The following is a 21,006-nucleotide window of genomic DNA, read 5'->3' on the forward strand; positions in this document are numbered from 1 at the left end:
ACTATATCCACCTCTCCAACAAAGTACTTCATTAGTATACACGGATTCTGAACCTCCTCTCAAACTTCTTTGACATCGACGCCAGAATCCGTCATGATTATTTTGTAAAGCGTTATCATTTCAGGGGAAAGTAGGGGATTTTCGATGAACATCGGGGTTGTATTGTTTCCATCGAAACGCGTTCAAGATTTTGCCAATTCATACCGAAAGAGATATGACTCGAAGTATGCACTGATCACACCTCATATCACGCTACGGGAGCGGATGGAAGTTGATGAAACAGAATTAGACCACATCGTGACGGAGTTGAATCGAATCGCGTCCGAAACGAAGCCTATCAATTTGCACATCCAAGGAGCTCGTTCGTTCCATCCGACGAACAATGTCTTGTTCCTTAAAGTAATGCCGACGGATGAGTTAGAACAATTACATCGCGCTTTGCATACGGGACCACTCGAACATAAGCCGAAATACGATTTCTTGCCACACATCACAATCGGTCAAGAACTGTCGGATGTCGAACTGTTCGATGTACTAGAACGTCTCAAGATGGAAGATATCCGTTTCCAAGAGGACGTCACGAAAATGGCTTTATTGTATGAACTGGAGAACGGTGCTTGGAGTGTCTATGAGACATTCCGCTTCACAGGTCAATGAATGATTAAACTTCCCGGTCGAAGCTTCGACCGGGAAGTTTTAGTTCCGGTAATACACCGTATGCATTTGCCTGTTCTTCTAAAAAGTCGTCCGCTTCGTGTTCGCGGTAAGGGTCAGTTGGGCGTATCGGTTGAACTCGAGCGACTGGTTCATTCTTTAGCTGTGGATCGACACGTACTTGACGATTGACATATTGTACGACTGTAAAATCGATTGCGTTCATCCTCTGCACTTCCTCTCTCCTTCTAGTGACACTTATATTTGATAGTTCCCCGATCGAGCACAAAAAAACCAAGCCTCCCGCATGGGAAAGCCTGGCTTAATCGATCGTTTATTAAAGAATGTGGAATCCGCTATCGACGTGAAGAATTTCTCCTGTCACCCCACTCGACATTTGCGAAAGCAAGAACAATCCACTTTGACCAATTTGTTCCGTCGTCACGTTACGATGAAGTGGCGCTCGTTCTTCGATGCTATCAAGAATGGAATTGAAGTCGCCGACACCTTTTGCGGATACTGTCCGAATTGGACCAGCTGAAATCGCATTGACACGAACGCCTTGCTGACCGTATTCAGCAGCGAGATAACGAACGCTTGCATCTAATGCGGCTTTCGCAACACCCATGACGTTGTAGTTCGGAACCATTTTCTCACCACCGAGGTATGTCAACGTGATGACGGATGCATCTTCCGTGAAGAAATCCTTCGCGGCCTTGACGACTGCTGTTAAGCTGTAGGCTGAGATATCAAGTGCTTGCGCAAACTGTTCACGCGTTACCCCAGAAAACTCACCGCGAAGCGCTTCTTTATCCGCGAATGCGATCGAGTGAGCGATCCCTGAAATCTTACCGTGATCTGCATGGATTGTTTGGAAGACCTGTTCGATCTCTTCATCACTCGTGACATCACACGTATAATAAGAAGCCGGTCGTGATAATTCTTGTCCTAATTTTTCAAGTGGTGCCTTGAAACGTTCTCCGACATATGTAAATGCCAGGCTTGCTCCAGCAGCGTCGAGCGCACGTGCGATGCCCCATGCAATCGAACGTTGGTTGATGACGCCCATGACGACGTACGTCTTGCCTTCGAGTGAAGGATAAATATTCATGATAAAGTCCCCCTTGAATTAGTACCTGGTAATAAAACCTATCTTCAGGTTACAAAAACGTAACGCTTCTGTCAACCATCGCTCTTGATATTGCGGATTTGATAAATTACGGTAATATAGAAAGTGATAGAAAGTAGGGATGAAATGAATCGATTCAAATCATTTACACAACGTTATGATCATACGTTGCTTTTTTTACTCGCCTGTCTGATGGTCATCAGTATCATCGCCATCTATACAGCACAACCTTCGCTTAAAGGTGCGATCAGTGCCATCAACTTCTCTGCCAAACAAATTCAATGGTATGTCATCGGCTTCATGGCGTTATCGGTCGTCATTTTCATCGATTATGAACAGTTGAAGCGATTTCACTGGTTTTTATATGGAGCAGGTATCGTGTCATTGATCGGTCTTGTCGTTCTTCGAAACACACCAATCGTCACTGAAATCAAAGGGGCATACGGTTGGTATCAATTCCCGGTTATCGGTACGGTCCAACCGGCTGAGTTCATGAAGTTCTTTTTGATCGTGACGCTCGCTGCCGTCATTACCGAGCACAATGCGCGTTATGTTCAACATGAAAGAGATCTCTTGTTACTTATCAAGTTGGTCGCGGTTACAGCCTTACCGCTCGGTCTTATCATCATTCAGCCCGATCTAGGGATCGGTTTGATTCTATGCGTCATCTTAGCATGTGCGATGTTGTTATCCGGACTAAACTGGAAATGGCTTTTGACGATGTTCGGTCTGTTCGCAGGAGCCGTCATCATCTTCTTTTACCTGTTCTTTTTCCAAAACGATTTACTCGCAACCTTTTTCCCAGGTCACGCGATGAACCGAATCATGGCTTGGTTGCAACCGTTCGAATATGCGGATGATCTGTCGTACCAACTCGTCCAAGCAATCAACGCAACAGGTTCAGGGCAAATGTTCGGCGTTGGATACGGGAAACTGCAAGTGTTCGTTCCGGAATTGCATACAGACTTCATCTTTACGACGATTGCCTCACACTACGGTTTCATCGGGGCTGCCATCGTCTTGATCGTCTTGTTCCTGTTCGTCTATCGCTTGATTCAGATTGCTCTCGAGACAGCGGATCCATTTGGTACCTATATCGTGACAGGATATGTCGCGATGTTTACGTTCCAAATCTTCCAAAACATCGGGATGACGATTGGTGTCTTACCAATCACAGGTCTTCCCTTACCGTTCATCAGTTATGGGGGATCAACGATGATCGTAAACCTCGTCGGTCTAGGATTGATCATGGCAATCGCCTCTCAATCTCGGATTTCCATGTTCGATGAAGACTAAACACAAATAAAAGGCAGTGGACCGAGTCCATTGCCTTTTATTTGTGTACTTTATCCTTCCAATCGAAGATCCTCAGGAAGTGGTGCTTCAAAACGAACCCGTTCTCCCGTCGCAGGATGAAGGAACGTTGCTGACGCACTATGGAGCGCCTGACGCGGGAGTAACGGGTTCCCTTGATACATCGTATCGCCAATCAAGGGATGCCCAAGAAAAGCAAGATGGACACGAATTTGGTGTGTCCGACCTGTCTCTAGTCGGATATCGAGTAATGAAATTTCTTGGTCAAAGGCTCGAACTAGACGGCTATTTAAGATATGAGTGATGGCACGTTGACCATCTGGTCGTACCATCCGTTCCATAAAGGAATGATCGGTTTGACCAATCGGTTGATCAATCGTTTGTACCGGTACGTTTCCGGGTGCATACGCTAAATAATGTCGTTCTAATTCATTAGATCGTTGCATGAGACTCATCCGGTGATGGGCAAACCCGTGTTTCGCGAACAAGACAAGACCACTTGTATCACGATCGAGCCGATTAACGATATGGATTGCATACGGAATTCCTTGTTTTCGGTAATAACCAAGGACATAGTTCGATAATGAGCGTTCCGGATGCAGTCGTGACGGGATCGATGCCATTCCCGGCGGTTTATTGACGACGAGCAACCAATCATCTTCAAACAAAATATCAAGTTCCCCTTCTGTCGCCACCATATCCGGTGCTGGTGTCTCTTCCGGGAAGAAGACATGGACACGATCACCCGCGTGTAAGACGTCGTGGACGTTAACATGCTGACCATTACGCGTGATATCCCCATGATTTTTAATCGATACTAACATTTTCCGCGAAATCCCTAAGCGGGTCGTACAAAAATGACTGACACGCCAGCCATCCTCAATGTCAGTCACCATCTGTTGTAGCTGAAATCCATTCATGTTTCCATTTCCTTTACTTTAACGTCTTTCGTCTGCCAGGAAAGATTCCCGCACCCGTTGCCAGAACGGGAAAGAACGAAAACGAGCAAATTTCACTTTTTTATCAGAGACCCGGCACCGAATCGATGTCACGTTTTGATGAATGATCGAAGCATAGTGGTCATAGGTCATCTGAAAATCAATCGGATTAACGGGACGAATTTCGACATCATGATGTTTGGGTAGCAACATCGGTGAGCCGATCGTCCGGTAGACACGATTGTTGATGGAAGCCATCTCTGTAATTTGAATTGCTTCGAGCGCCGGGTGAACGATCGCTCCGCCGAGTGCCTTATTGTATGCTGTCGAACCAGACGGTGTCGATACACACAGTCCATCACCTCGGAATGTCTCAAAGTAGTCGCCTCGAATCGATAAATCGCAAACGAGCGTCTGATTAAAACTTTTAATCGTACATTCATTCAAGGCAAGCAGTTGGTTGTGTGAACCGTCCGCATAATCAATCGAGAGTTCAAGCAACGGGTATTGAACCGTCGCTAAATCCTGCTTCGCGATATGATCAATCAGTTCATCCATTTCTTCAGGGCGCCAATCCGCATAAAAACCAAGATGCCCCGTATGAATCCCAACAAGCGTGATCGTCTCTACTTGATCGAGATACGAATGAAACGCCTGTAGCATCGTTCCGTCTCCACCAATCGAGACGACGATTTCCGGCTGGCTGACATCAAGAATACATCCCCGATCCGTCAATGCCTGCTCGAGTTGCTGTTTCAGCGCATGAGATCGCTCATCATCACGAGCCGTGATTGCAAAACGCATGGTCATCCCCCTACTCTTTTAATCGTTCAGACGCCTTAGCGTCGCGTTGAAAGACGAGTTGTGCGTCTTGGATTTCTACTTTCAGCTGGCTCATCTCCGCATCAAGCAAAAATGCTGCCTCTGCTGCACGACGCAGACGCTCACGCGTCTCTTCCGGAATATTTCCTTGGTACTTATAATTCAACGAGTGTTCAATCGTTGCCCAGAAGTTCATCGCAAGCGTTCGAATTTGGATCTCGACTAACGTCGGAACTTCACCTTCGATCGTCTGTACCGGATAGGCAATGATGACGTGATACGATCGATAGCCACTATCCTTTTTTTGCGTAATGTAGTTCCGTTCTTCGACGATTTTAAAATCTCCGCGCGAGCGCAACAGCTCAAGGACATGAATGATATCATCGACGAATTGACACATGATACGTAATCCGGCGATATCCTGCATGTCTTGTTCTAATGACTCACGCGCAATTGCTTTTCGTTCCGCTTTTTGAAGAATGCTCTTTACAGGTTTGACCCGTCCTGTGACAAATTCAATCGGTGAATGTTCTCCCCGTTGCTGAAATTGTTTACGAATCGCTTTTAGCTTAACTTTCAACTCGTCGACCGCGATCTGATACGGTGCAAGAAATAAATCCCAATTTTCTTTTGTCATCTGATTTGTCACCACTTTTAATCGAATAGTATTGGTTCACTGCCTGTTCCTACCTCATTCATGTTATCATATTTTCAGACATTCAACTAGAAAGGCGTGATTCCGATTAGACAAGAATTGGAAATCGAATTTAAGAACTTATTGTCTGAACAAGAATATCTATCGTTATTTACCCATTATGCATCAGCTAAACAACCCATTTGGCAAGCAAATGATTATTTTGATACGCCAGATTTTGAACTTCGAAAAAAAGGTGCTGCATTACGGATTCGTGAGAAAAAACAAGGGCTCGTCCTGACTTTAAAACAACCCCATGAGGAAGGGTTGCTTGAAACGCATGTCACGTTATCATCAACTGAAGCAGAAGATCTGTTCAAATACGGTCTAATTCATTCCGAAGAGATGAACGAACAGCTAAAGTCATTTGATTTACAGGGATCTTTGGAGCATTTAGGTCGATTAGAGACAGAACGAATCGAAACCGTGCTCCCGGAAGGATTGCTTGTCCTTGATAAAAGTCGCTATCTCGGACACACCGATTATGAGTTAGAGTTTGAGGTCAGTAACTTCGAACAAGGGCAAAAGGATTTCGAGCGACTTCTTTCAGAACATGACATTCCCCAGCGCAAAACAAAAAACAAAATCGTTCGCTTCATGGAGCGTAAAGCGCTTTCTTGATTTTTCGTGTAAGAATGAACAAGCAAAACCTTTGCTCTTTCTTTTTTTTCGTTGCTAAAATAGGGTAACGATAACAACAGGAAGGGGTGAACGGATGGAACACTCACAATGTAACGGATCTTATTGTTCATTGGACGAACCATCGATTCAACAACCGACGAAACCTCTGGAAATCTATCATTTTCTAGATGTGACACAAACGGATGGTTTACGGTTGATACCCGTCCTCAAGAAGCTAGAGCTAGAATATGGTCATCTGTTCCGTCTTCGGACGATTGCAACGATTCCATGTGCTCCATCACGATCTGCATGCGATATGTCACCACTCGTCATTCTAAAAGCAATTGAGCTTCAAGGAAAGACGTTTGGTATGCGATTCATGCGACGCCTTCGAATGCTTCATAACGTCGAAGGAGAAAGTGCTTATAGTCGCCCATCATTGATGCGGCTAGCAGAGGCATTAACGGAGTATGGTTTGGATTTAGAAGAGTTTCATCGTGATGTCTCGTCGGATACGATTCAGCAAATGCTCGAGAAAGAAACCGAACTAGTCACCGATTGGGATGTTCGGATTCTTCCAACACTCGCTTTTGTCGGAGACGAAGAAGCGATCAAAGCAGAAGGACCTTATGAGTATTTGGTGTATGTCTCGATCTTAAGTGAATTACTAGATCATACGATCGAGAAACAACCGAAGCCACCACTCGAACAATTCTTGAGACGGTATGAAACAGCAACAACGGCTGAAATCGCCTTTATTTATGATGCTCCTGAATCCCAGATTGAACACGAATTAAAAAAACTGGTCTTGCAACAAAAATGTGCTTCTCTATCGTACTGTGATGGAAAAGTATGGCGTCATTTAAAAGATTCGGCACACGCATGATAAAAACAATAAAAAGGGACAGTGAAGAATGCTTCACTGTCCCTTTTTAGTATTTACTCATAGAATAAGAAAAAGTCCTTCATGACGAGAAGGACTTTTCTTTTGACCACTGGATGGGGGAAAAAGAGAATCGACTGGGGAATGTGACCCTCTTCACAATATAAGTATATCGTGGACTTCGCCTCTTTTCCACTCTTTGTTCACTTTGTCACAAAGATGTCACTCTGCTAACAAAGCTTCAAATTCATCTAGGACATGTTCAAATTGACGCAATGCTGCTTCAACTGGCGCTTTTGTTGTCATATCGACACCCGCAGCTTTTAATACTTCGATTGGATAATCACTTGATCCCGCTTTTAAGAAATTGTTAATGTATCGCTCTACAGCAGGTTGTCCTTCTTCTAGAATCTGATCCGTCAAAGCAGCGGCAGCAGAAATGCCCGTTGCATACTGATAGACATAATAATTGTAATAGAAGTGTGGAATCCGAGCCCATTCTAGACCGATTTCTTCATCCAATACAATTTCTTCTCCGAAGTATTTTTGATTCAACGCATAATACGTTGACGTTAAGAATTCCGGTGTCAGCGATTGGCCAAGACGAGCCGCATCATGAATTGCATGTTCGAACTCGGCGAACATCGTTTGTCGGAACAATGTTCCACGGAATGTTTCGAGTTGATTGTTTAATAGATAGAGTTTTTCTTTACGATCCGTTACTTTCTTCAATAGATAGTCGTTCAACAATGCTTCATTCGTCGTTGAGGCAACTTCTGCGACGAAGATTGAATAATCACCATATGGATATGGTTGAGACTTCCGCGTGTAATAACTATGGACAGAATGTCCGAATTCATGTGCGAGTGTAAAGAGGTTGTTGATGTTGTCTTGCCAGTTCATCAAAATGAACGGCTGTGTATCATAAGCGCCAGAAGAGTAGGCTCCACTCCGTTTACCACGCGTCTCTCGGACATCAACCCAACGTTCAGACAATCCTTCTTCGAGGATGTGCTTATACTCTGTTCCAAGCGGTGCAAGTCCTTCAACCATCAATTGTTTCGCTTCCTCGTAAGAGACTTTCATCTCCACCTCAGAAACGAGCGGTGTGTACATATCATACACGTGTAGTTCATCAAGTCCAAGTACTCGCTTACGTAAAGCGACGTAACGATGGAGTAATGGTAAATGCTCATGTACCGCTTCAACTAATCCATCATAGACGGACTCAGGAATCGCATTACCATGTAAAGCTGCTGCGCGTGCCGATGGGAACTTCCGGACATCCGCATAGAAGTTGTCTTTCTTAACTGACCCAGCAAGTGTCGAAGCGAGCGTATTCGTGTATTTTGCATATGTTCCATACATCGCTTTAAATGCAGCTTCACGGACCGAACGATCAGATGACTCGAGGAATGTGATGAAGCGACCATGTGTCAACTCTGTCTCTTCTCCGTCTTCCCCTTTGATTTTCGGGAATGTCAGATCTGCATTGTTCAACATACCGAACGTCGCACCGGATTGACCGAGTACTTCTCCTGCCTTTGCAAGAATCGCTTCTTCCGCTTCCGTCAGGACGTGTTCACGCTCTTGATTCAATTCATCAAATGCATGACGATACATCGCAAGATCTGGATTCTCATTAAGATACGTCTCAATCGTTGACTCAGGTACAGCTAACAATTCTGGTGTCATGAAAGCAAGTGTTGCTCCGATTTGCGACGCGAGCGTCCGAGCACGGTCATTCATAGCTTGGTAGAAGCTGTCTGCTGTATTTTCGTCATAACGCATGTGCGCGTATGTATAAAGCTTATAAAGGCGTCTTGAGACTTCGTCGCGTAACTGTAACCCTTCATAGAGTGTTTCTGCACTCTGTCCAAGACGACCCTTATACTCGACGAGTAATGGAAGCATCGCTTTCACCGATTCGAATTCTTCTTCCCACGCTTCGTTCGTTGCGTAAATCGACTCTAGATTCCATGTTTCTGTAACGTCAACATCTTGACGTGTTAATACTTCTGCCATTTCCCTCACTCCTTTAATTCAGTTATACCTGTTTTCTTTTCGACAAACAATCGAAGTGCTCCTGCTAAAACAGCTTATTCGCCTCCTCGATCCGTTCCATCCATTCTCTGACGAGAGCATCAATCAAATCTCTTTCAATCGATAGATTCAATTGGTAAAGCAGTTGATTTATGGCATGTTCTAGATGGATTGAAGTATATCTCCCTTTTAGCTTTAAAAAGACTGCGATTTGAAATTCAAAGGGATGGACAGGGAGAAATAATAGACGTGTGATCGGAAGAAACACAAATGAGGGAAGGTTTTGTAGATGGAGACCTGCTTGATACAGTGGGGTCTTGAGAATGCGTGGAGGTAATGAAGGATAAAAAGGACGTCTCCGATAGCGATGAACGATCCCTTGCCATCGAGCGATTGAAAATTTCCGAGGAAATGATGAAGGCTCTGTCGAGAGAAAATCAGATAACGAGAGCGATTGAACCGTGCAATAGACATGGTGTTTTGCAAAAGGAACTGGATGTCGAAATCTCCGGATTTGATTCTCGACGATCAGATCCAAATAATCATTTTGTAAAAATGCTTGTCGCATCCAACCCTGCAATCGCAACGTGACACCATGTGAAGGATGAAATCCGATCCACCGAACCGTTTGTTCTTGTTTCGCATCAAGTAAGGCTCGTCTAATCCATTCCTCTGCCGACATCGGAGAACGTTGAATCTCAATTCCAAGTTTCTGTTCTGGTATCCACAGGTCAAAACGTCTCTCTCCAGTCACCCATTCAATTTCGACTTGGATACCTGCATTTATTAAAGAACTAGCAATCCGCTTTTTCCAAGACATATGCAAATTACTTTCTCCTGAACAAGCTGAGATATGTGCAAAATGTAGTCGTCGTCCTTGCCTGACGCGCAAGGGCTTCAGGCAATACGGACAACGTAAGGACATCGCTTTTAATTCATGTATGGGAAATCTGTGAATCATGATGCGTTTACCAGAAGCATCAATGGCTTCAAACATCTGAATCGTCCCCTTTTTCTAGAGTAACGGTGAGAATAAACGTGAAATCGATTCAATCAATCGACGGCGTAATGGACGCCGATGGAACATATCAGCATCAACTTGTGTCGAATGGCTAAAATCTTCATAAAAATCACGTGTTAGTTCATGGACAGAGTTCGTTCCATATAAGAAAGCATTCACTTCGAAATTCAAATGAAAACTACGTAAATCCATGTTCGCTGTCCCAATCGTTGCGATGGCGTCGTCCACAACGATGACTTTCGAGTGCATGAATCCTTTATTGTACTCGTAAATTTTCACACCAGCTCGTAGCAAGTCATCAAAATAAGAACGGCTCGCAAAAAATACGATTTTATGGTCTGGAAAGCTCGGTAGCAAAATACGGACATCAATCCCTGCCATAGCAGCTGTCTTCAGTGCTGTCATCAGGTCTTCATCCGGTATCAAATACGGAGAAGCAATATAGACTGATTCACGCGCTTCCGTGATGAGCCCGAAGTAAAGTGATTTCATTGCCTCATGTGGCTCATCAGGACCGCTCGCAATGATTTGAACACCCCCTGTTGCTTCTTCAACGTACTCAAGTGGCTCCATGTAAAACGGTGTAAACAGCCGTTCACCTGTCATGTAATACCAGTCTTGGAGAAAAATCAGTTGGAGTTCAGAGACAGCCTCTCCCCTTACGAGAAGATGGGTATCACGCCAAAAACCAAAATGTTGATCGCGACCGATATACTCATCCCCAATGTTGATTCCGCCTGTAAATGCAACCGTTCCATCGATGACGACAATTTTCCGATGATTCCGGTAGTTCGATTTACTCGAAATAAACGGTAAGACGACAGGGAAAAACGCGCGAACCTCAACGCCAGCCGCCTGCATCTTCTTGAAATAATGCTTATCCGTCGAAAAACATCCGACGGCATCATAAAGAAAACGGACCTCGATTCCTTGCTCGGCCTTTTCAATCAACGCTTCCTGTAACTGAAGCGCAAGTTGATCATCCCGTACGATATAGTACTCCAAATGAATATGATGCTGTGCTTGACGAATCTCTTCTAAAAGAATCGGAAACTTTTCCTGACCATTCGTCAAGATTCTTGTATGTGTATTATACGAAATCGGAAGACGACTGATTGAATCGATAAGTGTCACAACTTTTCCATAACGCCCTTCTTGGAACACTGATTGGTGTACCCCTGCCTTAAACTGGGTACGATATTTAATGTAAGACTCCTCATCAAGCATTGCCTTCAGTCGAAACATTCGTTTTCGGCGGTAGTTCTGACCAAATGTGAAATACACGAATACGCCAACGACAGGCAATGCCATCATGACGAGTGCCCAGACGAGCGTTCGTTCTGGGTTCCGATTTTCGAGTAGAATGATGACGAACACGCTCATGACGACCAAAATGATGACGATGGACAGCCAACCTACCATGTAGACACTCCAATAGTAGGATAAAAAGGCAATCAAGCCGATGGTCAAGATGAGGGTCATGAGAAGTTGTACACGTCGTAGCATGAATCCCCCTCCTTTTATGTAAGTAGTACAAATCGTATTTAAACTGATGACAGAAAGGAAGCGTTTAAATGGGTACGTATATCATTACTGGTGCAACAAGTGGAATTGGTGAGGCAACTGCGCTTCAACTCATCCGGGAGGGACATACTGTCCTTGCGATTGGTCGTAATGAAGATAAAGGATCCTCGCTTGAATCAAATGGAGAAGGACGTTTATATTTCTTCCCTGTCGACTTAACTGATTCCTCTGCAATCGATGCGTTCTTTGAAGAAACACAAGAAGATTTCCCAGAAATCGATGGTATTTTCAACAATGCAGGTACTTTCGGTAAACCCGTTGCACCTGAACGTGTCTCCGATCAACAAAAAGAAGTATTCCAAGTGAACTATCACGCACCCGAACGAATCATACAGCTCGCGACGAAACGCTTTTCAAAAGGTGCTTCCATCGTCAATAATAGCGCCATCGTAGGTCATGTTAAGTTTCCAGCAATGCTACTGCCTTACGCTTCGTCTAAAAGTGCTTTACTGACGCTAACAAAGACATACGCCGCCCGCTTCCATGGTAAGTACCGATTTAATGCGATTTGCCCGGGACCAGTCGATACAGCGCTCAGTCATGCGTTATATGGCGGGAAAGATAAATTTGACCTCGCAATGAAACATCACCTTCGAGGTGAGCCTGCACAACCTTCTGAAATCGCTGAGGTCGTTTGTTTCTTATTATCAAACAAAGCGAGTTACATCAACGGTCAAGCGCTCATCGTAGATGGAGGCTATACACTCACTTAATACCAGAACAAAAGGAGGTATCACGATATGTGATCCTCCTTTTCCTCGCACTTTTTCTGACCTTAGTTCGGAAAATGTTTCCGAATGAACGGAAAGACATCTGAAGCAATGATCTGTTTCCCGTATTCAGCTACAGGATGTATTGTTTGTTCGCTGAACTGGAGATACTCTGCGATTAAACTCATGACGTTTTCTTGCGCTTCTACGTTCACATCATCTTCGAAATGAACATGCAGTAAATAGAGCCCATCTTTTTGATAAAGCGCTGTTTCAAGTTCTGCGAATACAGGAGCATTCGCATATTGACTGAGCGCGATGATATGTTCGAAATCGCGAGTTTCAAATAAAACATCTTGGCTTAACTCTGTATCTTTATCTTCTGTCTCAGACATCGCTGATCGTAAAAGTGAATCGAGTTCGTCTTCATCGACTTGCTCGCCATCAACTGCATTTTTCGCGATCGTTACAGTGACTTCAAGACCTTTTTCAAATGCTTGCACTTGTATCCACAGTGGACCTTCGAAGGAGATGGACTCTTTTTCATTCGCTTCGTCCATCATCTGCCAGAATAACTGTTCTCCCCGTTCCCGGTTATACCAAATCTCATCTCGGGCAAAACCACGGCGTTCGATGTCGGTGTACGTGATGAAGAACTTGACCGTATTGTCATTGACGCGTTCGATTTTCAAACTGTCCACTCCTTTCTTCTCGTTCCTTATCTAGAATACGAACGAGGACATAACTTGGATTCATGGTTTTGAATCCGAAGGATATATTTCTATTCCTTTGTTATCTTTATTTTAACCTTTTTTATCGGTAACAAAAAGCACACTGCTCACGAAGCAGCGTGCTTTTTGAAATTACTCGTTGACAAGACGCTGCGCTTCCAAAAGTTGGAACGTACGCACCTTGCGAGGTAAGAATCGACGAATTTCATCCTCGTTGTATCCCACTTGAAGGCGTTTTTCATCAATCAAGATTGGGCGACGCAATAATCCCGGGTATTCTTGAATCAAATCGTATAGATGTTGCAACGATAAGTTTTCAACGGAAACATCGAGTTTCGAGAAGACTTTTGAACGTGTTGAGATAATCTCGTCCGTTCCATCTTCCGTCATACGAAGAATCTGTTTGATTTCATCGAGCGATAATGGTTCAGAAAAGATATTACGTTCTACGAACGGGATTTCATGTTCTTCAAGCCACGCGCGTGCTTTCCGACAAGAAGTACAACTTGGTGAAGTATAGAGTGTTACCATTGAAAAACATCCTCCCCCTGATTTAACATCATTCAACACCTATGTGAATAAGCAGATATTGATGATGGTTCTATTACTTGACAGTTTACATCTAATAAAGCAGAAAACCTAGCTTTTTTCTAAAGATGAAAGAACTTTTCGTAAAAAAGCTTGTTAAAGCCACCACGTGGCTTTAACAAGCTGGCGTGTGATCAAATGGCTGAGAAATCGTCTCTTTTGCTTTAGGAAGTTTCATTTCTTTCAGTTTTTTCTCTAAAATGTCCCGCAAAAGGCGCTTCTTCAGCTTTTTCTTCTTGTCACGTTCTTTCATATTCCGACACCCCATTCGGCCCGAAACAGAACTAACAACCATACGAAAGCGAATAAATCATCTTCTACACTAGTAAGTATACCACGTATCTCAAAAATCTATTCCTACTTTAAGCAATTAAATATGTGAGATTGTCGATTGATAAATGAAAAATAGTTGCAATTTCTTTCAAATTTCTGTAGAGTATATAGAAATATCAACGCTCAGAAAGGAGTTTTTCATTCATGGCATTAACACTCGTTACGATTCTCGATCATCCGATCGCTCAAAAATATTTATCTCGTTCTGGCTTGAATCATGCGATTTCAGTAGCGGAACGCGCACTGACACTCGCTACGAAACGTGGTTTAGATGCTGACACTGCTACGAAGGCAGCACTCTTACATGATATTGGTCATTACGAATGGTATACCGACGGCACTTGGAACTATGATTTATATCGCCAAAATGATATTCATGCCATTAAAGGAGCTGAACGTGCTCATAAACTATTGATTCGCCTTGGTGAAGAACCAGCACGCGCAAAAGAAATTGCTCTCGCTGTTCTTTTGCATACGGATTCCTATCTCCCACCAGGTGCGATCAACCGAACACCTCTTCAACAACTTGTTCATGATGCGGATACGCTGGAAGAACAGCCGGGCGGACTCCATCATTACGAAAAAATTGACTTTGAAGAAGCCATGCGTCGTCTTGATGCGATCGATTCAGTCGTCCACCGATTTGCTCATCTACCGCGTATCGCATCAGAAAATTAAAAAGGCATTTCCACGATCAACGTGGAAATGCCTTTTATTTTAAAAAATTATACGAGTTGCGCTTGATACGCTTCAAGTTCTGCATCCGTCATCGAAACGAAGTGACCTGGCTCGATTTCACGAAGTGGTGGAATGCTCGAATCTTCATCCGATTTACCAACCGGTCCACTCGTCGGACGATCAAAGATAATCCGTTTACGTGTCCGCTCGTGCTCTGGATCCGGAAGCGGAATCGCAGATAGAAGTGACTTCGTATACGCATGAACTGGATTCTCATACAGACGATCTGCATCACACAATTCAACGAGGTGACCCTGATACATAACACCGATCCGGTCTGAGATATACTTGACCATCGATAAATCGTGTGCGATGAACAAGTATGTCAAACTGCGATCCCGTTGTAGTTTTTTCATCAAGTTGACGACTTGGGCTTGAATCGATACATCGAGTGCTGAAATCGGCTCATCCGCAATGATGAAGTCCGGCTCTACAGCAAGTGCGCGTGCGATCCCAATCCGCTGACGCTGACCACCTGAGAACTCATGCGGGTAACGACTCGCGTGTTCTTTCGTTAAACCAACAGTCTCAAGTAAATCATACACACGGTTATTACGCTCCTCTTTCGAGTTCGCTAAGCCATGGATATCGATACCTTCAGCGATGATATCACCGACTGTCATACGTGGATTTAAAGAGGCATATGGATCTTGGAAGATCATTTGCATCGCACGGTTAAACTTCAGTTTCTCTTTACGCGATTTTTTCGCGTGTACGTTTTCACCTTTGAACATGACTTCGCCGTCTGTCGCATCATACAAGCCGATGATCGAACGACCAGTTGTCGATTTACCGCAGCCTGACTCCCCTACAAGACCGAGCACTTCTCCTTCATAGATATCAAACGAGAGACCATCGACTGCTTTAACGACACGACCGCGACCAATATTAAAGTGTTGTTTTAAGTTTTTTACTTCAAGTAGTTTCTTACGGTTTTCCATTACTTCAGACCGCCTTTCAGAAGCGATTTTGAGAACACGCTGTCCGGACGGTATTTTAATGCCAAGTCACGGATTGCTGCAGGTGGTTCAACATAAGGTGCTTGTGGATGGAGCAACCACGTCGCCGCTTCGTGTGTATCTGAGATTTTGAAGAAAGGTGGTTCTTTCTCGAAATCAATCTTCATCGCGTATTTATTACGCGGTGCAAACGCATCACCTACTGGTGGGTGCATCAAGTTCGGTGGCGTTCCAGGAATTGCTGGAAGATCTTGCGAACGGTCATCCGATGGACGTGGCATCGAACCAAGTAGTCCCCATGTGTATGGATGACGTGGCTCATAGAAGATCTCATCTACCGTTCCTTTTTCAATCAATTTACCAGCATACATGACGGCTACACGGTCAGCCATGTTCGCTACGACACCTAAATCGTGTGTAATGAAGATAATCGCTGTACCCGTTTTTTGCTGGATGTCTTTCAATAACTCAAGAATCTGAGCTTGAATCGTAACATCGAGTGCAGTTGTCGGCTCATCCGCAATCAATACTTTCGGGTTACAAGCAAGTGCGATCGCGATGACAATCCGTTGACGCATCCCACCTGATAATTGGTGTGGGTATTGTTTCAGACGCGCTTCTGGGTTTGGAATCCCTACGAGTGTCAAAAGTTCGAGTGTACGTTTCTTCGCTGCGTCACCCGTTAAACCTTGGTGACGTTTTAAGCCTTCAGCGATTTGTTTATAGATTGTCATCGTCGGGTTAAGTGATGTCATTGGATCCTGGAAGATCATTGCGATATCACGACCACGGACTTTTTGCATCTCTTTATCGGAAAGCTTAACTAAGTCACGACCTTCGAATAAAATCTCGCCTTTCGTGATTTCACCCGGTGGGTTTGGAATCAAACGCATGATTGCTTTTGAAGTAACTGACTTACCAGAACCAGACTCACCAACGATTGCGAGTGTCTCGCCTTTTTTCAAATCAAACGATACACCGCGGACGGCTTGAACCGTCCCGGCATACGTATGGAAAGCGACATTCAGGTCGCGAACAGATAAAATAGTTTCCATTGTGAATGAGCTCCTCTCTAGTTTCCGTTAGCGTCGTAAACGTGGGTCGAACGCATCACGTAATCCATCTGCCAACATGTTGAAGCTGATCATGAGGAGTACGATGACCGTCGATGGAACAACGAGCAAGTAAGGGAACGTTTTGAGTTCTTTATACCCTTCGTTGATCAAAGTACCAAGTGACGGTTGTGGTGGTGCAAGTCCTAAACCGATGAAGCTTAAGAATGCTTCAAAGAAAATTGCACTTGGAATCGTGAACATGAGTGAGATGATGATCGTTCCCAAGGTATTTGGAATCAAGTGTTTGAAGATCAACCGTGTGCTAGAAGCACCAAGTGTCCGTGCTGCAAGAACGAACTCTTGGTTCTTTAGTTTCAAAATTTGACCACGAACAAGTCGGCTCATCCCGATCCAGCCGGTAATCGTCATCGCAAGGATAATCGTCGTAATCCCTGGTTCAAGAATTAAGATGAACAAGATAATTAAGATCAAGTTCGGTACACCTGTCAAAATTTCAGCAATCCGTTGCATGATGTTATCGACACGTCCACCATAATAAGCAGAGATACCACCGTATGTGACACCTACGAGAACGTCAATGACTGCTGCCATTAAACCGATGAATAAGGAAATCTTTGTGCCTTCCCAGACACGTGACCAAAGATCACGACCAAGGTGATCCGTACCAAACCAGAAGTTCTCTGTCACCTGTTTTTGTTTATAAAAATCAATCGGTGTTTCACCAAGTGTTGCCATACCATCAAAACCAGCCCACTCTAACCCTGAAACTTTAGGCGGAAGTTTAGCCTGTGTGATTGTTTGGGTATAAGGATCATTACCAGAAAGTGAAGAACCCACTAGTGACATGATCGCGATGATGATGATGACCGCTAACGATAGGATCGCCGCTTTGTTCTTACGCAAACGCATCCATGCATCTTGCCAGAAGTTTAAACTTTTACCAGCAAGGCGTTCTCCCGCCTGTTCATTGAACTCAACGTGTTGGAACAGTGACGAATCAAACTGTTCTGATTTTGCATTTGAATTTTGTTCAGCCATTATTTGTTACCCCCCAAACGAATCCGTGGATCAACGACACCGTACAGTAAATCGACGATTAAGATCATGAGAATGAAGACTGCCGAGAAGAATAACGTCGTTCCCATGATAACCGTGTAGTCATTTTGTGTGATCGATGATACGAATAACTCACCCAGTCCTGGTACCGCAAAGATTTTTTCAATAACAAGCGTACCTGTGATTAGCGCAGCTGTCATCGGTCCAAGAATCGTGATTGCCGGAATCAAAGCATTCCGAACCATGTGTTTCCAAGTAATCGCTTGACCATCTAGGCCTTTTGCTTTAGCTAACGTGACGTAATCCTGACCTGTAACTTCCAACATCTCTGTACGGACGAATCGAGCAATCGAGGCCGTGACCCCAAGTGATAACGATATGGTCGGTAAAATAGTATGCGCCGGGCTTTCCCAGAACGCGACTGGCAAAACGCCCCATTTCACGCCGACATAGTACTGAAGGAGTGAGGCGAATACGAAGGAAGGTACTGAGATCCCGATAACCGATACGAACATCGCACCATAATCAATCACTGTGTTGTGACGAAGCGCCGCGATAACACCAAGTACAAGCCCTAGTAGGACGCCAAGAATCAACGCCTGAACTCCAAGTTGAGCCGATGGTCCAATTCGTTCAGAGATCAGATCCGTTACCGGACGGCTATCATACTTAAATGAAATACCAAGATCTCCTTGGAACAAGTTGACCATGTACGCTGCGTAGCGTTGCGGAAGTGGATCATTCAAGTTGTACTTATCCCGAAGGATGTTCAACTGTTCAGGAGAAAGTTTCTCCTGGTTTTGGAACGGTGAACCTGGTAGCAGATCCATCAAGAAGAAAGTGAACGAAGCGATGAGTAAAAACGTCATTACGCCGTAGATCAGGCGTTGAGCTAAATAACGGCCCATAAGATGGCACCCCCTATAAAGATTTTCTGTTTTTTTCGAAACATCAATAAAATCAGTATGACCCACAATTGTCGGAACATTCAAGAATTTTGTCATAAAAATTTAAAAATTCTTTTTTATTGTGCTTTGATTTGATGTTCGTTTGGATGTTTTTCTAATTTCATCCAATAGTCAGAATTTTTCGTTTGATTCCATTATACTTTGCTAACAAAGTAATTAGAACTACTTTTTTACGAAACTTTCACATTTTCGTAAAAAATGAGTTTCCATTCAGAAAAAGTAGTATAAAACAGGAGCGTACCCGAACTGATCAGGGGACGCTCCCATTCTCGATTACTTAATGTCAACGTATTTGTATTGGAAATCTGCTCCGAACAATTGACGGTTGAAATCTTTGACCGTCGGACGGCTTAAATATGCAGAACCAGCTTGATAAATTGGAGCAATCGCTTGATCTTTTTCGATCAATTGTGCTTCCGCTTGTTTAAAGAGATCAAGACGTTTTGTTAAATCTGACTCTTCATTCGCTGCATTCAACAATTTATCATAAGCAGAGGATTTATACTTGACGTCGTTTTGGCTGTTTGTTGATTCAAAGATCGAGAGGTTAGACATTGGATCTTGGTAGTCTGGACCCCAAAGTGAGTAAGAGATTTGATAATCTCCTTTTGCTTCAAGATCGAGTTTATTCTTAAACGGCTGTTGCTTGATGGCAACTGTGACGTTTGGAAGATTCTTCTCGATTTGACCTTTCATATACTCACCGATTTTTTTCGCATCTTCACTATCGAATGAGAGCAATTCAATCGTTGTTTTTTTGTTACCATTTGCTTTTTTCCAAAGATCTGCTGCTTCTTTAGCATCACGATCGAACCAGTTGATGTCGCTTGTATAGTCTTTTCCTGATGCATCTTTGACAAATTCTTTTGGAATGAAGCTTGTTGTTGGAATCGATCCGTTCGCAAGAAGCGTATCCGTGATTCCTTTTGGATCGATCGCACGAGCGATGGCTTTACGTGCATTCACGTCCTTCATCGTTGCATCTTCGTTGTTGAATTTCAAATAAGCAATCGAAGAGCGAAGAGCTGTTTTGAATTCCGGCTTCGATTTATAAGCTTCAACTTGCTCTGAAGTCAGAGCTGCATAATCAATCTCATTTGAATCATAAAGATTCGCTACTGTTGACGTATCCTTAACGACACTGATCGTAACTTCATCAAGTTTGACGGCATCTTTATCCCAGTAGTTATCGTTCTTTTTCAGAACACGTTTTGAATCCGTTTTCCACGATTCCCAAACGAAAGGACCGTTATAAAGCAATTTATCTGGTTTAAGTGAGAAGTCTTTTTCATTCTTTTTGTAGAAATCTTCGCTAATTGGCGTGTACGTACCGAAAGATGTCAATGAGAGGAAGTAAGGAGCCGGACGCTCAAGTTTTACTTCTAACGTTTTGTCATCGATTGCTTTAACACCGAGTTCGTCGACAGATTTTTTACCTTTTGTCACATCAGAGCCGTTTTTTAACGTGTCAAAGATGTAAGAATAACCAGAACCTGTTTTCGGATCAGCTGCACGCTTCCATGCAAATTCAAAGTCTTGTGCTTTGACCGGCGTACCGTCAGACCATTTCGAATCACGAAGTGTGAACGTATACGTTAAATTGTCACTTGAAATATCTGTTTTTTCTGCAAGTGCTGGAATCGCTTTTCCGTCTTTGTCTAAACGATAAAGACCTTCCATCGTGTTCCCGATCATGTTGAACGCGACAGCATCCGTAGCTTTCGCTGGGTCAACTGTCGTGATATCCGATGTATCCGTCAAACGTAAATTTTTCTTTCCGTCTGTCGAACCTGAATCACTGTCTCCTCCACCTGTCGAACATCCAGCAAGCACAGCGCTTCCTGCAAGCATGACGGATAAAGCAAGACCGACTGTTTTTTTCTTCATCGGTAAGTCATCTCCTTTTCAATTTCCAAGTTGCCATAATGCCTATGACATCAATAACGTCCCGTCGAAACTGCAATGTATTCCCCAAAATCCATTGACCTAGTTTCAAAAACCTAAACGAAGTGATAAATTGATTTTATGTGAGAATAGCATTAACGTCAAGTAAATAGTCACACTATTTGCTATTTTGCATCATTCGTCTGTTACTGATTCGTAACAGGATTAAAAGTTTCGTATACTAAGAGTATCAATGCAAT

The 21,006-nt window shown here is 43.7% G+C and carries 22 protein-coding genes; 6 read left to right on the forward strand and 16 right to left on the reverse strand.

The window, feature by feature from the left end; all coding sequences use genetic code 11:
* Positions 1-144: 144 nt before the first annotated feature.
* Complete coding sequence (locus N179_RS07440; RefSeq protein WP_075642569.1) at positions 145-657, forward strand: YjcG family protein; 513 nt, start codon at positions 145-147, stop codon at positions 655-657.
* 4 nt (positions 658-661) lie between these two features.
* On the opposite strand, the gene N179_RS07445 is transcribed toward N179_RS07440, so the two are convergent.
* Together N179_RS07445 and fabI are read right to left on the reverse strand one after the other, a co-directional pair.
* Complete coding sequence (locus N179_RS07445) at positions 662-880, reverse strand: hypothetical protein (protein ID WP_075642570.1); 219 nt, start codon at positions 878-880, stop codon at positions 662-664.
* Between the two features lie 111 nt (positions 881-991).
* Positions 992-1,765 carry an enoyl-ACP reductase FabI gene (gene fabI, locus N179_RS07450; protein WP_029342212.1) on the reverse strand — a complete coding sequence of 258 codons (774 nt, stop codon included), beginning with the start codon at positions 1,763-1,765 and terminating at the stop codon, positions 992-994.
* A 144-nt stretch (positions 1,766-1,909) separates the two neighbouring features.
* On the opposite strand from fabI, the gene N179_RS07455 reads away from it, so the two are divergent.
* Positions 1,910-3,079 (forward strand): FtsW/RodA/SpoVE family cell cycle protein, encoded by a 1,170-nt coding sequence (locus tag N179_RS07455; protein ID WP_035396680.1) that lies wholly within the window; start codon positions 1,910-1,912, stop codon positions 3,077-3,079.
* 50 nt (positions 3,080-3,129) lie between these two features.
* Here N179_RS07455 and N179_RS07460 read toward each other — a convergent pair whose 3' ends face one another.
* Genes N179_RS07460 through yjbM form a run of 3 tightly spaced genes read right to left on the reverse strand, consistent with a single transcriptional unit; the run spans position 3,130 to position 5,494 of the window.
* Positions 3,130-4,017 carry an RluA family pseudouridine synthase gene (locus N179_RS07460; RefSeq protein ID WP_075642571.1) on the reverse strand — a complete coding sequence of 296 codons (888 nt, stop codon included), beginning with the start codon at positions 4,015-4,017 and terminating at the stop codon, positions 3,130-3,132.
* Between the two features lie 18 nt (positions 4,018-4,035).
* The gene (locus N179_RS07465) at positions 4,036-4,839 is read right to left on the reverse strand and encodes an NAD kinase (protein ID WP_023468882.1); all 804 of its coding nucleotides are present in this window, start codon (positions 4,837-4,839) and stop codon (positions 4,036-4,038) included.
* Between the two features lie 10 nt (positions 4,840-4,849).
* On the reverse strand, positions 4,850-5,494 hold the full coding sequence (gene yjbM, locus N179_RS07470) for a GTP diphosphokinase (RefSeq protein ID WP_035396676.1): 645 nt from the start codon (positions 5,492-5,494) through the stop codon (positions 4,850-4,852).
* Between the two features lie 96 nt (positions 5,495-5,590).
* On the opposite strand from yjbM, the gene N179_RS07475 reads away from it, so the two are divergent.
* Together N179_RS07475 and N179_RS07480 are read left to right on the forward strand one after the other, a co-directional pair.
* Entirely contained in the window at positions 5,591-6,172 is a 582-nt protein-coding gene (locus N179_RS07475) for a CYTH domain-containing protein (protein WP_235515916.1), read from the forward strand.
* A gap of 94 nt (positions 6,173-6,266) precedes the next feature.
* On the forward strand, positions 6,267-7,058 hold the full coding sequence (locus N179_RS07480) for a DsbA family protein (protein ID WP_023468885.1): 792 nt from the start codon (positions 6,267-6,269) through the stop codon (positions 7,056-7,058).
* A gap of 219 nt (positions 7,059-7,277) precedes the next feature.
* Here N179_RS07480 and pepF read toward each other — a convergent pair whose 3' ends face one another.
* The 3 genes from pepF to cls all read right to left on the reverse strand — a co-directional run bounded on the left by pepF (position 7,278) and on the right by cls (position 11,625).
* Positions 7,278-9,080, reverse strand: a complete 1,803-nt coding sequence (pepF, locus tag N179_RS07485) for an oligoendopeptidase F (protein ID WP_075642572.1) — start codon at positions 9,078-9,080, stop codon at positions 7,278-7,280.
* 64 nt (positions 9,081-9,144) lie between these two features.
* The gene (locus N179_RS07490) at positions 9,145-10,095 is read right to left on the reverse strand and encodes a competence protein CoiA family protein (protein ID WP_075642573.1); all 951 of its coding nucleotides are present in this window, start codon (positions 10,093-10,095) and stop codon (positions 9,145-9,147) included.
* A gap of 18 nt (positions 10,096-10,113) precedes the next feature.
* Positions 10,114-11,625 (reverse strand): cardiolipin synthase, encoded by a 1,512-nt coding sequence (cls, locus tag N179_RS07495; protein WP_023468887.1) that lies wholly within the window; start codon positions 11,623-11,625, stop codon positions 10,114-10,116.
* Positions 11,626-11,693: 68 nt separating this feature from the next.
* On the opposite strand from cls, the gene N179_RS07500 reads away from it, so the two are divergent.
* Complete coding sequence (locus N179_RS07500) at positions 11,694-12,416, forward strand: SDR family NAD(P)-dependent oxidoreductase (protein ID WP_023468888.1); 723 nt, start codon at positions 11,694-11,696, stop codon at positions 12,414-12,416.
* Between the two features lie 62 nt (positions 12,417-12,478).
* On the opposite strand, the gene mecA is transcribed toward N179_RS07500, so the two are convergent.
* The 3 genes from mecA to N179_RS17025 all read right to left on the reverse strand — a co-directional run bounded on the left by mecA (position 12,479) and on the right by N179_RS17025 (position 13,985).
* The gene (mecA, locus tag N179_RS07505; protein ID WP_023468889.1) at positions 12,479-13,105 is read right to left on the reverse strand and encodes an adaptor protein MecA; all 627 of its coding nucleotides are present in this window, start codon (positions 13,103-13,105) and stop codon (positions 12,479-12,481) included.
* A gap of 171 nt (positions 13,106-13,276) precedes the next feature.
* Entirely contained in the window at positions 13,277-13,675 is a 399-nt protein-coding gene (gene spxA / locus N179_RS07510) for a transcriptional regulator SpxA (protein WP_012370920.1), read from the reverse strand.
* Positions 13,676-13,847: 172 nt separating this feature from the next.
* The gene (locus N179_RS17025) at positions 13,848-13,985 is read right to left on the reverse strand and encodes a hypothetical protein (RefSeq protein WP_023468890.1); all 138 of its coding nucleotides are present in this window, start codon (positions 13,983-13,985) and stop codon (positions 13,848-13,850) included.
* 224 nt (positions 13,986-14,209) lie between these two features.
* On the opposite strand from N179_RS17025, the gene N179_RS07515 reads away from it, so the two are divergent.
* Positions 14,210-14,743, forward strand: coding sequence for an HD domain-containing protein (locus N179_RS07515; protein ID WP_023468891.1), 534 nt, complete (start codon positions 14,210-14,212; stop codon positions 14,741-14,743).
* Between the two features lie 47 nt (positions 14,744-14,790).
* On the opposite strand, the gene N179_RS07520 is transcribed toward N179_RS07515, so the two are convergent.
* The 5 genes from N179_RS07520 to N179_RS07540 all read right to left on the reverse strand — a co-directional run bounded on the left by N179_RS07520 (position 14,791) and on the right by N179_RS07540 (position 20,749).
* Positions 14,791-15,744 carry an ABC transporter ATP-binding protein gene (locus N179_RS07520; protein ID WP_023468892.1) on the reverse strand — a complete coding sequence of 318 codons (954 nt, stop codon included), beginning with the start codon at positions 15,742-15,744 and terminating at the stop codon, positions 14,791-14,793.
* Positions 15,744-16,817, reverse strand: a complete 1,074-nt coding sequence (locus tag N179_RS07525) for an ABC transporter ATP-binding protein (RefSeq protein WP_023468893.1) — start codon at positions 16,815-16,817, stop codon at positions 15,744-15,746. Before N179_RS07525 ends, N179_RS07520 begins: the two co-directional genes overlap by 1 nt.
* Positions 16,818-16,844: 27 nt before the next feature.
* Positions 16,845-17,876 (reverse strand): oligopeptide ABC transporter permease, encoded by a 1,032-nt coding sequence (gene opp3C, locus N179_RS07530; RefSeq protein ID WP_023468894.1) that lies wholly within the window; start codon positions 17,874-17,876, stop codon positions 16,845-16,847.
* Entirely contained in the window at positions 17,876-18,802 is a 927-nt protein-coding gene (gene opp3b / locus N179_RS07535; protein ID WP_023468895.1) for an oligopeptide ABC transporter permease, read from the reverse strand. The genes opp3C and opp3b overlap by 1 nt, the downstream gene beginning before the upstream one ends.
* Positions 18,803-19,135: 333 nt before the next feature.
* Positions 19,136-20,749, reverse strand: coding sequence for a peptide ABC transporter substrate-binding protein (locus N179_RS07540; protein ID WP_035396669.1), 1,614 nt, complete (start codon positions 20,747-20,749; stop codon positions 19,136-19,138).
* Between the last annotated feature and the right edge of the window lie 257 nt (positions 20,750-21,006).

Origin of the sequence: Exiguobacterium indicum HHS 31 (genome assembly GCF_001939065.1) — a bacterium.
GTDB lineage: Bacteria > Bacillota > Bacilli > Exiguobacteriales > Exiguobacteriaceae > Exiguobacterium_A > Exiguobacterium_A indicum.